This is a genomic window from Mycoplasmopsis agalactiae (genome assembly GCF_000089865.1).
GTDB lineage: Bacteria > Bacillota_I > Bacilli_A > Mycoplasmatales > Metamycoplasmataceae > Mycoplasmopsis > Mycoplasmopsis agalactiae_B.
The window spans coordinates 605,569-620,811 of record NC_013948.1 but is presented as its reverse complement, the minus strand read 5'-3'; the positions used below and the strand labels follow the sequence as shown (position 1 = coordinate 620,811).

Annotated in this window: 11 protein-coding genes; 5 read left to right on the top strand and 6 right to left on the bottom strand. The window is 28.6% G+C overall.

The features are described 5' to 3' along the window. The first annotated feature begins 9 nt into the window (after positions 1–9). Positions 10–1,629 (top strand): arginine--tRNA ligase, encoded by a 1,620-nt coding sequence (argS, locus tag MAGA_RS02665; protein ID WP_013022118.1) that lies wholly within the window; start codon positions 10–12, stop codon positions 1,627–1,629. 70 nt (positions 1,630–1,699) lie between these two features. Here argS and MAGA_RS02660 read toward each other — a convergent pair whose 3' ends face one another. Continuing rightward, complete coding sequence (locus MAGA_RS02660; protein WP_235619424.1) at positions 1,700–2,281, bottom strand: hypothetical protein; 582 nt, start codon at positions 2,279–2,281, stop codon at positions 1,700–1,702. A 322-nt stretch (positions 2,282–2,603) separates the two neighbouring features. Between MAGA_RS02660 and MAGA_RS02655 the strand changes: the two genes are divergently transcribed. After that, positions 2,604–3,632 carry an IS30 family transposase gene (locus tag MAGA_RS02655; RefSeq protein ID WP_013021693.1) on the top strand — a complete coding sequence of 343 codons (1,029 nt, stop codon included), beginning with the start codon at positions 2,604–2,606 and terminating at the stop codon, positions 3,630–3,632. Positions 3,633–3,773: 141 nt separating this feature from the next. On the opposite strand, the gene MAGA_RS02650 is transcribed toward MAGA_RS02655, so the two are convergent. The 5 genes from MAGA_RS02650 to lepA form a co-directional block, all read right to left on the bottom strand. Further along, positions 3,774–4,829 carry a glycosyltransferase gene (locus MAGA_RS02650; protein ID WP_013022117.1) on the bottom strand — a complete coding sequence of 352 codons (1,056 nt, stop codon included), beginning with the start codon at positions 4,827–4,829 and terminating at the stop codon, positions 3,774–3,776. A 125-nt stretch (positions 4,830–4,954) separates the two neighbouring features. Then, positions 4,955–5,749, bottom strand: a complete 795-nt coding sequence (locus MAGA_RS02645; RefSeq protein ID WP_013022116.1) for an alpha/beta fold hydrolase — start codon at positions 5,747–5,749, stop codon at positions 4,955–4,957. Between the two features lie 82 nt (positions 5,750–5,831). Further along, positions 5,832–6,563, bottom strand: coding sequence for a nitroreductase (locus MAGA_RS02640; protein WP_013022115.1), 732 nt, complete (start codon positions 6,561–6,563; stop codon positions 5,832–5,834). 87 nt (positions 6,564–6,650) lie between these two features. After that, positions 6,651–8,102, bottom strand: coding sequence for a phosphotransferase (locus MAGA_RS02635; RefSeq protein ID WP_013022114.1), 1,452 nt, complete (start codon positions 8,100–8,102; stop codon positions 6,651–6,653). An 86-nt stretch (positions 8,103–8,188) separates the two neighbouring features. After that, positions 8,189–9,982 (bottom strand): translation elongation factor 4, encoded by a 1,794-nt coding sequence (gene lepA / locus MAGA_RS02630; RefSeq protein ID WP_011949648.1) that lies wholly within the window; start codon positions 9,980–9,982, stop codon positions 8,189–8,191. A gap of 78 nt (positions 9,983–10,060) precedes the next feature. On the opposite strand from lepA, the gene MAGA_RS02625 reads away from it, so the two are divergent. From MAGA_RS02625 to MAGA_RS02615, 3 genes are all read left to right on the top strand, one after another. Then, positions 10,061–10,819, top strand: coding sequence for a phosphotransferase (locus tag MAGA_RS02625; protein ID WP_013022113.1), 759 nt, complete (start codon positions 10,061–10,063; stop codon positions 10,817–10,819). A gap of 52 nt (positions 10,820–10,871) precedes the next feature. Beyond that, positions 10,872–11,528, top strand: a complete 657-nt coding sequence (locus tag MAGA_RS02620; RefSeq protein ID WP_013022112.1) for a hypothetical protein — start codon at positions 10,872–10,874, stop codon at positions 11,526–11,528. A 226-nt stretch (positions 11,529–11,754) separates the two neighbouring features. After that, positions 11,755–15,195, top strand: coding sequence for a DEAD/DEAH box helicase (locus MAGA_RS02615; RefSeq protein ID WP_013022111.1), 3,441 nt, complete (start codon positions 11,755–11,757; stop codon positions 15,193–15,195). The last annotated feature ends 48 nt before the right edge of the window (positions 15,196–15,243 follow it).

The following is a 15,243-nucleotide window of genomic DNA, read 5'->3' as shown; positions in this document are numbered from 1 at the left end:
TAAAATATTATGAATAAGTTAGATCTAAAAGAAAAATTAGAAAGCAAACTTAAAGAAATTGCATCATCTTTAGGCATTACTAGAAGCGTTTTTTTGACTGAATCAAAAAAGCACGGTGATCTTACAACCAACATGGCTTTGGGCAATGCAAATATTAAGCCAATGGAGTTAGCTAATCAAATAGTTAGCATGATTAATTTGGAAGAATTTGGTATTAAAAACATTTCAGTTGCTAATCCAGGATTTATAAACTTTAGTATTGGTGATGATTATTTAGTTTCAGGTGTTAATCAAATTTTAAAATTAGGCAAAAATTATGGCAAAGGGAATAAAGTAGGCAAAGTAAATGTTGAATTTATTTCAGCTAATCCAACAGGATTTTTACATGTTGGCCATGCCCGTAATGCTGCTGTTGGTAGCACAATTGCTAATATTTTAGAATTTGCTGGCTATAGTGTAGTAAGAGAGTATTACATTAATGATGCTGGTAATCAAATTAATGTTTTAGCTAATAGTTTATGATCAAGATACAAGCAAATTTTTTATCCAGATTACTCTATGCCAGAAGAATCATATAAAGGCGAAGATATAGTTTGAGGCGCTCAGAAGTTTTATGCTAAATTTGGCGATAAATTTAAAAACAATGAGCTAGATAAAGAATTACTAGAGCTTGTTAAAAATGAGGCAATTAGTATTTTTATGTCTAAAATACAGGAAGATTTGGCAAATTTTGGTGTTTGATTTGACAACTATTTTAGCGAAAAGTCTTTGTATGAAAATGATGAAGTCAAAATTAAAGAAACGATTAAAAGTTTAAAAAATGCTTATGACAATGATGGTGCTTTGTGACTGAAAACCACAATTCATGGTGATGATAAAGATAGAGTTTTAGTTAAAAGCGATGGCTCATATACATACTTTTTACCTGATATTGTTTATCATCAAGACAAATACAAAAGAATGGGTGCTGATGCTACTATCATTAATGTCTGAGGCGCTGATCACTCTGGCTATGTAAAAAGAATGCAGTGTGCTGTCAAAGATTTAGGGCTTAATGAACAAAATTTAGTTGTTTTATGCATGCAATTAGTAAGATTAGTTAAAAACGGCGAAGAGTTTAAGATGTCTAAAAGAAAGGGAACCAGCTTTTTCTTAAATGAATTTGTCAAAATGGTTGGTAAGGATTCTGCTAGATTTTTGCTTTTGGATAGAACACTTAATTCAAAATTAGACTTTGATATAAACCTAGCTACTAGTCAAAACAATGACAATCCAGCCATTTTAGTTCAGTATGCTAATGCTAGATGTCATTCACTCATTAGAAAAGCTAATATAGATTCAAATAATTTATATGCAATCTCTTTTGATAAACAAAGCGACAATAGCTTAATCACAACATTATTAGAATTTCCATCAGTAGTTGAAAAATCAGCTGATAAATATGCTACACATTTATTAACTCAATATTTAGTTAAGCTAGCTAAAGAATTTAATTCATGATACACAAACAGTCCTAAACTTATTGGAAGTGAAAATGAAATAAGCAAAATCGCTTTAGTAAAAGCTGTAAGTATCACAATTGAAAACGGGCTAAAACTTTTAGAAGTTTCAGCACCTGTATCAATGTAATTGGTTTTAAAATTTTATGATATATAAAAAATAAGTAAGCTGTCATTTTGTATTAAGCATAACAGCTTACTTATTTTTGTTGTGCATTTACTTTTGCCTTTGGTTTCTGTTTTGCAGGCTTTTTGGTTAATGAGATATTTGAAAAAGTTATAACAATAGGGAATAGTAAACAAGGAATTGAAACAATTAAAGTTGGCACAACTGTTCCTCATGAAAAGTATGTAGCAACTAAAACAGCTGCCCCAAATAAAAAAGGAACTATTGAATGAAGAAGCAGATATTTAAAAGGAATTTTTTTAGACTCTTTTGGAGTAACAATAAACTTAAGCTTTTTATTAAACAAACCATTAATAACTGCAACAACTAAAGATATATTCATGGCTGTATAAACAATTGTTGTCATCAAAAAAACTGGTATTGCTAATAAAATATTTCTGCTTTTGGATAAATGCAGTGCACTAAGCAATAATGTCCCTATTAAAAATGAAATTCATATGATGACAAAAATTAGTTCTCTAGGGCTTATTCTAAAGCCTAAAAAGCCAATAATTAGGAAATTGATTAAGAAAATCATGGCAAAAACAGGGATAAGTGGCAGTGAATAGTGATTTAGAACTAAATCAATTCTTTCAAATCATCTATAGTTATTCATTAACGAAGTAAAAAGCACCACAAGTTAACTTGCGGTGCTTTCTATTGCCTTTTGTTAAAATTTGAGTAACTAACTTAAAAAGAAAGGCTTTTAAATTATATATGATTAGCAATGACAAAAATACTAGTTATTCAACTGACATATGCTTGTTTAAAAAAAACTAAATTTGCACAGCAAGTACAAGTTTAATTATGTACATTATGTGATTGATGAAACACATTGAGATGAAATACTAACTAAGTCAAATCTCAAAACCAATAAAAATAACATTAGCCCATTAAGACTTAAAGAAATTCTTGAAAGACTAATTGCAGGCTATGATATGAAAACTGTTTCTAACATCGTAGGGTTTAAATCAAGATCAATTTATAACTTATTTGACAGAATTAAAATTGAGACAAAGCGTGGTTATGCTAAATACCAAAAGAAATGTAAATTGTGTGGTATGGATTTAAAAGGCAAAACGATATATGTAATTAGTGCTCTCAAATTTTTAAACTTAATTGAAACAAGGAACGATTCAAAAAGATTAGAAAACAATCCTAAATTGCTGATGAAGCACATTGACTTTTTTAAGTTTTACGAGCAGTTACTATACTTTTATTTAAAGAATAGAAATAGTTTTAACTTGGAAAATAAAGCCGTTAAACAGTCTGTTGCTAGCATTATTTTTAAATACATAAGAAAACTAGAAGCACAAGGAAAACTTCAGAATTCATATATTCCATCAGTTCAAAACTTTTACCGTATATTGGCTAAACATAGTACTTTTGGTCTAAAATTAGATATTCTTCCATATAAATCAAATGGCAAATATGGAAGCCGCACAACTGTAAAGCACGAAACCAAGAAAAAGACAATAGGCAAACTTATTACTGAACGTCCAGAATCAGTTAATTTAAGATTAAATGACAACGATTATGAAATGGACACTGTAATTGGTTTAAGATCTGATAATTATTGCATTCTTACATTAATCAACAGAAAATCTAGAATGTTTTATTGCACTCTATCTAGAAGAAATGCAAAAGCAATAAAAGAAAATTTAGAGAAATTGATTAAGAACAATAATCTTATTATTGACACATTAACTATTGATAACGGAAGTGAAAATTACAAACTTCCAGAGATAGAATATATCAGAGAAATTTTTCATTGCCACCCTTATTCATCATCAGAAAAAGGTAGTATCGAAAATGCTCATAGACTATTAAGAAGATACGTTCCAAAAGGAAAATCTATAGATAGATATGTTGGTCAAGATCTAAAACCAATAGCAGATTTTATAAATTCACACCCAAGAATTTATAAAGGAATTTCTGGCTTTAAATGTGCTAAGCAAATGCAATAAAAATTAACATCAACACAAAATTCCGCACTTTTGAGTACTCAAAAGTATCTTTTCTTTATTTTTTTTTACTCTTTTAGTCATTCTCTTGTTAGAACTTCCAAAAATTGGTATTATTTTTCCGATACTCAAAAAAGGCGCTTTTTACTTTAAGAATTTATAAAATCATCTATAGTTTGATTTCCTATTTTTCTTAGCATACTTTTTAATATATTGAACATTACCAGCAGTTCATCTACATTGTCTTTTTTTCAAGGCAATATAATCATTTGGGAAGTCTTCATAACAAACAATATTAGGTGCATAAACAACATCATAACCAAGCGATCTTATTTCAGCACTCATAGATGTATCTTCAACTAATATATGTGGAAAGCCACTAGTTTGGCGATAAACTTCTTTGCTAATTATCATACCATGGCCAAGTAATGAATTTTCTCCATAAAGTTGGCGCATATAGTGATTGTCTAAAGATGAAACATTAGATGAGACAGAGAGCAAGTATTGGAACAAGTTGCCCCCATTCACTTTTGTTTTATTAATATGATAAGCTTGTAAAGCGCCAATTTTATTATTAAATTGAAAGTATTTTAGTGACTGAGTAATAAAATCATTAGGAAGCACTTCATCACTATCTAAAACTACAAAGTAATCATAATCATCATTATTTTTTAAATAGTTATTTAAATTACCTGCTTTAAAGCCTTCTTTGTTTTCTCTTCTTACAACTCTTAGGTCATGTTCTTTAGCAAATTCATCAACTCTTTTAATGTATTCATTACTCTTGCTATCGTCCAAAATGACTGTTTCATAGTTGTAATAGTCTTGCTTCATTGAACTTAATAATGATTCTTCATGAAAGTCATCACATGTACAATAAAGCAGCACAACTCTTTTATTTTTAAACTCATCGCTTAAGTTTGAGTCAATAATCGGGGCAAATTTTTTAGCAAGCTTTTTCTTTGAAAATAAAAAGGTTAATGAAAACACCATATCTTTTGTTGACTTTAGTCAGAAAAAACAGAAGATAAGCGCATTCGCAATAAGCAATATTACAATCACGATTTTAATAGCTAATGAATAGTTATTTGGAACAGTGAATAGATTTATGAACTTTAGAATTAGTGGTACTATTATTGCCGAACATAATATAAGTCAAATGATTATCACAAAGATAAACACATTTTGTTTCTTTTTCATTGCTTCCAAAATCTCCATCACTAAATAAGCAGTTTAGCAATTATATTAAAAACTATAAAAAATGATATGCATATCGAATAAATAATCAGTAAGAAAATAAAAAAATAAAAGCCAAGCTTTTAAATTTATTTATCTAAAAATGATTCTAGGATCTTAATAAACTCATCTCAGTTTTCTTCAAACATCATATGGCCAGTTTTTGGAATATAAACTGTTTCAACATTTTTTACATGTTCTTTAAAGTATGCCATGCACTCTTCTCTTCTTATAACCCCATCTTTTTCACCTAAAATTAAGATAGTTGGAACGTTAATTGAATCTAAACCTTGCTCAATTTGATTATGCAATTCTAAAACTGGTAATGATTCACCAAGTTTGACAATTGTCTCATTGTTGTAGTCATTTGCGTCAAAATTCTTTTTTGCATTTTTCATTCATTCGCTATTTGATGTAAAAGTGCTTGTATCATAGTATAACGATTTTAAAAACATTAAAAAGTCATCAAATGTTTTAGGAAAATAGTCTTTTCTGTAATCATCTGCTAAAGCTAATGAAGTTTTATTCATGGGCGCAATATAAACCATTTTTTTAAATAATTCAGGCTTTAGTTTATAAGCTAGTGAAATTGTGCCTCCGCCCATTGAATGTCCAACTAATGTAACGTTTTTTAAGTTATTTTTTTCTACAAAATCAACTACTAATTTAGCAAACTGAGGTACTGAAACTTCATGATTATTAATTGGAGCAACATTATTATTTCCTGGAAACTGCAATGCATAATAATTGCTCTTTGTTCAGTATTTTTCAAATGTTTTAAAAGTTTTTGGTGAAGAGTTAAATCCGTGACAAAAAACAATGTTTTCATTTGGATTATTATTGTCCTTAAAGACTACTTCATAGTCATAAACAACGTTTTTCATATGCTTCCTTTTATAAGTTAAATTATCATAAAAATAATAATAGCTATTTAGAAATAGCTATATTAGGAGTCTTATTTTATTGCTACTTTTGCAACTTTAAATCTCAAATATTTTCAATTAATTCAGTATCAAATGCATATCCAGAAGCAGATTTAACAGTTGCTTCTTGGTATGATCAAGCTTTTTTGTCAGGTGAAGTTTTCTCAAAGAACTCAACTAATGTTTTGTCATATTCGGATACATCTTGCTTAATTCTTTCATAATCATATTTATCTTCAAAAACTCTATTTAATTTAGGTCTTACAGCACCTTTTCCTTTTTCATAGCCAATTGCAAGTCCAACGACTGGAAAGGCTTGCCCTTTAATGCCTAATATGTCAATTAAGAATTGAACCATAACTCTGGCGCCACCTATAAAACAGGTAGATAGGCCTAATTCAACTGCAGCATCTTGAGCCATTGTAGCTTGAATAAACGCATCCCCAACAGCTACTGTGTACGCTTCTGATGAGTGATTATTGTATTTATATTCAGGAAATGCTTTTTGAGCTAAATTCATTCTGTTAAAGTCAGCAATAAAAACCATAAAGAATTGAGCGTCTTTTAAATGTTTTGTAAAAGGCCTAAATTCTGAGATCTTTTCTAACAATTCTTTGTCTTTTATTATGACAACACTAGATGAGTGTCAGTTTGATGATGTAGGAGCAGAGTTAACTACATCAATTATTTTTTTATAGTCTTCTTCAGGAATTTTTTTATCTGGATCAAAGCTTCTTACTGAATATCTGTTTTTAATTTTTGTAATAAAATCCACACATACCCCCTTATATATTTAAATTATATTAAATGTGTTGTACAATGCAATACATTGGCAAAGGTTGTGGAATTATAGCAAAATGACTTATTTGCCTGTTTTACAGTACTTTTGTAAAAATTTATCAACATAATTTATGTTGTTTAAAACATGCTTTACCAATCAAGTAAAGTCAAAATCAGGATTGTAAGTTAAAGACCAGCTTATGCCGTATAAACACACTATTGCTTTAGTGGCATAATAATCATCATAGTCAAAATCAAATTTTGTGCGTTTTAAATATTCATTAATAAACATTTTTTCATCATCAATAGTATAATCAAGGTCGCTGCAGTGATAGGCAATATCAAAGTATTTTGAGTTTTGTGATGAATATTCAAAGTCGATAAACATTATTTCATTGTTATTTGCTAACAAAATATTTTCACGATTTAAATCATTATGGCTTGGAATTTCATTTTTTAGTAATTTAGCTGCTTCTAGGATCTTACTTTTTACTTCAGCACTAAATGTTTTATTAAACAGTTCATGGCCTTTATTTTCCTTGTAATAAAACTTAATTCTTTTAGCAATTTGATTTTTAATAAGTTTGATTTTTGAACTATGAAGTGTAGCAAGTTTTTGAGCAATTTTTAGCCGAATATGGCTGTTTTGAAAGTCAATTGGGATTTTATTAATAAAATGTCTTACAATAACTTCATCATCTTCATATATAACATTTTCAGTTATGTCAAGATTACTGAATTTTTCTAATTTATTTAAATGATTAAAACCATTTTTTTGTTTTTTTTGAATAAATAAATCATTTTTAACATAGGATAAGTTTGTATATCCTTCATGTAATTGAGTTTTATTGTCATCTAGTAAAAGATCTTTGTAAATATGTTCATAAGACATTCTGGAAAATTCATTGCATACATATAAGGCTTCTTTATACCTATTTTGGGAAATTTTGAATTCTTTTTTTACTAAGTTTGAGTCAAAATTCATATGAATCAACGACATAGCATCAAAGAGTGGGTTTGCTTTTCTAACTCATTCAAAATCAATTAGCTCAACTTCATTTTTTTCATTTATTAAAATGTTTTTGAGGTTTAAATCACAGTGACAGGTAACTAAAGGAGCATCATTATTGTATTTTTCTACATATGTCTGATACTTTTTGCTTCCTTTTCCATAGTAAAAAAGATCAATTGCAGGAAGGTCTATTTCAATTTTATGAAACTCTTTAATTTTATCTATAACAGCCTTTTGTACTTTTAGGGTTAAATTGACCTTCTCTAATGTTTTTCCTTCAAATCATTTTCTGACTAATACGCCTTTTTTATAGTAATAAACGCCAGGCAACTTATCCATAAATAATGATTCAACCTGATGATCTACTAAATTAGAAATAGGGACTCTTAGTTGGCATGTTTTGCCCTCATAATCAACCTTAAAAGTGTAATTATGAAAGCCTTTGTAATAAAACTTTATGTTAGAAAGTTTATTAAGTAAATCCTTTTCAATTCTAGATTCTAAAAACTCATATTCATTCATAGCAACTTAATTATATATTTAATATTGCAATGAATAATTAATGATGAATTGTAGTTTGTAAAATAAAAACTGCAAAGTTTTGCAGTTTATTTATCAACATTAGTTTTTAAAATGTCTAAAAATGCTTCTTGAGGCACTTCTACTGAACCTAGCATCTTCATCTTTTTCTTACCAGCTTTTTGTTTTTCTAAAAGCTTTTTGTATCTACTTATATCAGAAGCGTGCAATTTGTGAGTAACATCTTTTCTAAATGCTTTAATTGTTTCACGAGCAATAATTTTTCCACCAATTGTAGCTTGCACAGGCACTTCAAAATTTTGTCTAGGGATAGCATCTTTTAATCTTTTAGTTAGATCTCTAGACTTTTCATAAGCTGAATCTTTATGAGTAATGATTGAAAAAGCATCTATTTTGTCACCGTTTAATAGTATATCTACTTTTACTAAATCGCTTGTTTTATAGCCTATTAGGTCATATTCAAATGAAGCGTACCCCTTACTCAAGCTTTTCATTTTATCAAAGAAATCAAAAACAATTTCGCCTAAAGGCATTTCATAAATTAATCTGCTTCTAGAATCGTCAATGTAGTCTAAAGACTTATAAATTCCACGTTTATTTTGGCACAAGTCCATAATGTTACCAATGTATTCATTAGGCAAGATTATTGTAGCTTCAATATAAGGCTCTTCAATATGATCTATGTATGTTCTATCAGGCATTAATGATGGGTTAGAAATCATTTCAAATGTGCCATTAGTTTTAACAACTTTATATTCAACGCTAGGACTAGTAGCAATAATTCCTACTTTGTATTCTCTGCTTAGTCTTTCTTGAATAACATCCATATGGAGCATACCTAGAAAACCTACTCTAAAGCCAAAACCTAGCGCTTTAGAGGTTTCTTGTTCTCAAGTTAGTGAGCTATCGCTTAGTGAAATTTTGTCTAAGCTCTTTTTAAGTTCGGCATAGTCTCTTGTATCAATAGGATAAAATCCTGTAAAAAGCACAGGCTTTTTACGCTTATAGCCTGGTAGAGGTTCTAGTGCAGGATTTTCAACTAAAGTAATAGTATCACCAACATGTACTTCTTTAGCGTCTCTAATTGTGGCAGCAACATAACCAACTTCGCCAGCTTCTAAATATTCTTTTTTAGTTTCTTTAGGATTTCTTACGCCTAGCTCAATAACATGATAGTTAGCATTATTTGACATAAACTTAAAATCATCGCCAACTTTTAGCTTGCCTTGAAAGACTCTAATAAGCATAATAACACCACGGTATTCATCAAAATATGAATCAAAAATCAATGCTTTTAGTGGTTTATTATCATCAGCATCTTTTGGCGCAGGAACATAATCAACTATTGCGTCTAAAACTTTTTCGCAGTTTAGTCCAGTTTTTGCACTGACACACACGGCATTATCAGCTGGAATGCCAATAACGTTTTCAATTTCTTCTTTTGTTTTTTCAACATTAGCAGAAGGGAGATCAATTTTGTTAATTATTGGAATAATTTCTAAATTATTTTCTAAAGCTAGATAAACATTGGCAAGAGTCTGAGCTTCAATGCCTTGAGTAGCATCAACAAGCAACAAAGCGCCTTCAGAAGCAGCCAACGATCTAGATACTTCATAAGTAAAGTCAACATGCCCAGGAGTATCAATTAGATGGAAAGTGTAATCTTTATACTTAATTTGCACAGCATTAAGCTTAATTGTGATTCCTCTTTCTCTTTCTAAGTCCATTTGGTCTAAAAACTGCTCTTCTAAATCTCTAGCAGCTACTGTGTTTGTTAATTCTAAAATTCTGTCAGCAAGTGTACTTTTGCCATGATCTATGTGTGCTATTATTGAAAAATTTCTAATCTTGCTCTTGTCCATATTGTTACCATCATTTTTGTAAATGTAGAAAAATAAAATATTTTTAAATAAATTAATTATATAGTATAGTTATAAATTATGGATTATCAAGAAAGCTTTAAGGAAAAACAATTTATTACTAAGGGGCATACTAATGTCTCATATTTGCTTAACGGAATTTTTGTACAAGAAAAAGTATATACAGGGTTTAATCACAAAATTGATTATAAAATACTAGCTAATTTTGACTTTGTACCTAAATTATTAAACGAGAATAAGGAAAAAACAGAGTGAGAATTTATTAAGGGCACTGAACCAGAATTAACTAATGAAAATATAGTAAAAATTGCTAAACTTTTATATACTGTTCATAATTCAAAGCTTAATTTTCCGCCATCGAATCATGCTGCTAGAGTTAAGCATTATCGTAAAGTTTTAAAAGAAAAAAATGTAAACATTAAAGCTTTAAATGATTTTTATCGTAACATTAATAAAACTTTAAGCAACATGAATAAAAATGTTCCATGCCATAATGATTTATGAACTTTTAACCTTGTTTTACAGGATCAAACGGAAAAAATCTTTATTTGCGACTGAGAGTATGCAACTATGGGAGATTCAAATTTTGAATTAGCTTACTTTATCGAAAGTGCAAACTTAAATAAAGAACAAGAGAAGTTATTTTTGGATTCATATGGCGAATATGATGAATTATTTTTGCTCAGACACAAAATGCTTGTTAATTATTTAGTTATTCTATGAGCTTATGCACAAGAAACAGTACCTTTTTCAACTAAAGTTTATGAAGAAAGACTTTATAAATATGACAAAGAATTAAGCCAACTTAGAGGTTTTTAATTTTGTTAAATTGATTTAGTAGCAAACACATTACTAGTATAATTGGGGTAATATGAGTAGGAAAAAAGAAGTTAGATTTAGAGTAAAAGGATTTATAGTACTTACTATATTTTTACTAATGGCGGCCTCTCCATTAATGGCTAATGTTTTTCTTGCACCAAATTCATCTGAATCAACTATATGAATTGTTAGATATGTAAAACTAACAGCAACCAACATTAAGATGAATTTTGCAACAGCCGAAGATGGAACCGGTGGATTTTTTGTTCATTTTTATAAAGCATACTTTCAAGTTTTAGCTTCTAGATGATCTAATCTTGGTATTGCTGACATTCTTTTGATAATATTAGCATTTGCTGGTTCTCAGCTTTTCTTGATTTTGTCAATAATTTGATTATTACATGTGCTTATTGCCTACGGAATTTTTAATTTATTCAAAGGCAAATCATTTATTCTATACGCTTTATTTTCATTACTACTATTTGCAGGTGCAACAGCATTATATGCATTATTATACTTCGAGCCTTTTATGATTAAAAATGTAATCAAGTCAGCTGCAAACAGTAACTTAATTATTTTTATAAACAAATGATTAATTTGGATATTAACAGGTATTCTTGTAGCACAATTAGTTCTAGTTTGCGTTGAATTAGCTACTGTTAAAAGAGTTAACAGCAACATTAGAGCACAAACCTTAGAAATGCAATAGTTTTGCATTCATAACACTATAAAACTAATATAAAATAAAGAAACAAAACGCAGGTTTTGTTTTTATTTTCCTATAAAACAGACGTTTTGGTAAATTTTATACACATTTAACTCATTAATTCTGCAGCCCAATAATCATTCAAAAATCAATTAATATTAGCAAAATTGAATAATTGCTTTTTTAGAAATATATAATATAACTATTAATAAATTATTAAGGACAAACTATGGAAAATAAAAATAATAAAACTAAACAATACCAAAGCATTTTAAATAATCTTTTAGATGTAAATCCATCTGACCAAGCAATTTTTACTAAGGTAAATAACAAGTATTGTTTTGATTTTTATTCTCTTTTTGGTCCAGAAGCTTTTGATTTAATTTATTCAAACAAGAATTTTGACATTCCTATCTTGGAAGTTAATTTAATCAGAGTTTGTCAGCTTTTGGAAAAGTCCAATGATTATGACGAAACTATTGCAATATTAGAAGAAAATAACTATGAATTAAGTACACAAAGGCTTAACCAACTTAAAAAAGATTTTCATGTGACAAAAAACAAAATAATCAATGAAATTAGGGCTAATTTCCAACGTCAGTCACTCAAATGAAAGTTATTTTTAAATAAAGCTAACGAAATAAATGCTGAAACAAACATTTGACCTATGCATCTAGGATTTTTATTTGTACAAGTTTCTATTGATGGCAAAAGCGTTTATGCTCCTTTGTTTTTTAAAGAAGTGTACTTAGAAATTAGAAATGCTAGACCGTTTTTGATTTCTAATGGCGACATTAAGCCTAATGAAAAGCTTTTATTTTTACTTAATAATGCAGGGTTTGACCTTGAGGTAACCGACAATTATGGTGACTGAAGCATAAAAGAATTAATAAAAAATTTGCATGAGCTATGAGGGCAAATTTATGAATTTAAAGTGAATTTAAATTCTTCATTTAATTCCTTAAGTGCTGAAGAAATCATTAATGAATCATTACAATTTGCAGGTGGTGTAGTTCTAGGACTTTTTCAGCCTTCTGGTGGCTATATTAGAAACAGAATGCTTGAAATAATTAATAACAATGAACTTAACAAAATTTTGCAAGTTGAATTTAACAAAAACATCTATAAAAAAAGGATAAACGACATTTTGTTTAATCCTAAAACAAGCCTTTTTAAAATAGCAGCTACTAATTATTCACAAGATAGAGCTATTGCAAGCGCACTTAACCAAAACACTATTATTTGAGGGCCTCCAGGAACTGGTAAAAGTCAAACAATAGTTAACATTCTAACTAATGTTTTAGTATATTCAAAAACAGCAATAGTTTGTTCACAAAAAAAGGCTGCTTTAGAAGTTATTAGAAACAGAATGGGGATACTAAAAATCTTTTGCTTGTTTATGCTTAATTCTAAAAACATGAACAAAAAGTCATTTTACGAACCTATTAAAGAATATCTAGACTACTTAGAAAATTACGAAGAAGTTGATAATTTAAAACCACTTAGAATCATTACAAATGATGAAATAAATTTTGTTAATAACATTCAAATGATTTCTAATGACAAGAGATTTAATTATGCACTTAGCTTAATTAATCCTATTCATAAAGCAGGCTCAAGTTTAACTAATGAACTATGAGAAAAAATTATTAATTTGCCTGATAGTATTAAATATCCAATGAAATTTAAGTTTTCTAGTGCTTGAGAACTAAGAAAATTTATGCTAAAAGACAATAACTTAAGCTTTAAAATACATAAGAAAAATTATTGATTAATTAGCAAACTATCAAGAAAATTATTTGACGACTTCAACAATTTTACAGGCAATTTGGACGAAATTGTAAGGCTTAAGAAAAATTTAACACCATCTGATTTTGATTATATAAAGAGTCTTGCAAACATATTGCCTAATTATGATAATGAGCAAACTAGCGATCAATATGAGCTTAAACGCTTTATAACTAAAAAAATCATTAATTCAATTATGCAATTTAATGATGATGAAAAGGCTGAATATACTGAATTTGCTGCTACTGCAAGGCTTGCTATTATTGAGCCATATAAGTTTATGAAACGCTTTCCGAGTATGATAAAAAAGCTTTTTCCAATAATAATTGTTACACCTGAAGCGGACTTATCTGCCTGAAACAAAGGCGAATTAGACTATGGAATACTGGATGAATCTAGCCAAATTTTTATTGAAAAAGGCTTACCAGTATTATATTTATCAAAAATAAAAGTGTTAGCTGGCGACGATCAGCAGATGAAACCTAGCAACTGATTTGGTGTGAGAGTAAGTGATGAAGAAACTATTTTTGGCAAAGTTGATTCAATGCTAGATTTTGCTAAAGGCGTAGGGGTTTATAATATCTTATTAGATAAAAACTACCGGTCAAACTATGCTTCCTTAATGACTTTTAGTAGTAAATACTTTTACAACAGCTCGCTTGATGTAATTGATACTAATTTAAATAAGAAAAATTATCAATCGATTGAAGTTATTGATGCTAATGGCGCTTGAGAAGATAATAAAAATGAAATTGAAGCTAATTTAACAATTAAAATTGCCAAAGAAAACTTGGATAAATATGAAAAAATAATTTTATTATGTTTTAATGCCAAACAGCAAGATTATATAACTACCAAAATTTTTAGACAAGAGTCAAATTTGGAAAATGCAATAATTGAAGGTAAGCTACTTTTAAGAAATATTGAAAATATTCAAGGTGATGAAGCAGACTTAGTTATAGCTTCTATAGCATATGATAGTAGTGTTTTATTTCACTCAACATATGTTGGACGTCCTGGCGGTAAAAATGCATTAAATGTTGCAATATCAAGAGCCAAGGATAAGATGATAGTGCTCAAAAGTCTTAATTCTAGTGATGTTAGTGTGTTAACTGGCAATGAAGATGTTTATGTTTTTAAAAAATGACTAGAGTTTTTGGAGTTAGATTCTAAAGAAAAACAAGAGTTTGTATCTAATGACAATTTTGCCCAAAGTGAGCTAAATATAGGTATAGAAGTTAAAAAACCAGAGTTTGAAATTGAACTAGAAAACTCAATCAATGAGTTAATTAAAGACTATGATAGTATGACTCTTGCAAGCAATGAGTCTATTGGGACACTCAAAATTGATTACATTTTAATGCACGATAACAAAAATATAATGTGCTTCATAATTGATAATTACGAGTATCAAAACGATATAGAAAAGTATATCTTGCAAAAAGACTTATATAAATTTATAAAGAGCAAAAAATATAATATCTATTTAGTTAATAGCTTAAGCTGAGCTACAACTAAAGATAAAATCTATGATGAAATAATTCACTATATTGAACACAGTGTTGTTAATAATAATGAATTTACAGATAATTATGATAATGAACTATCTGACGAAAAATCCTATAAAACAAGCGAATTTGCTAGTTCTAATAACTTAAATAATTATGTTAGTCAGACTTACACATTAGAAGCAGAACAGATATCCCAAAATAATAATACAAGCAATATAAGCCTAGATTCATCGGAACTTTCAAATGATGATTTAGATAATAAAGATAAATTGGCAAACGATGAATCATTTGAAGAAAATGTTAAAAAATGAGAGCAAATTTTAAGCAGAGAAACAATAATTAATACCGCAATTATTGACTTAAAAGATTAAAAAAGCAAGAGAAGAAAATCTTGCTTTTTTGTTGCATAAAATAAAAAA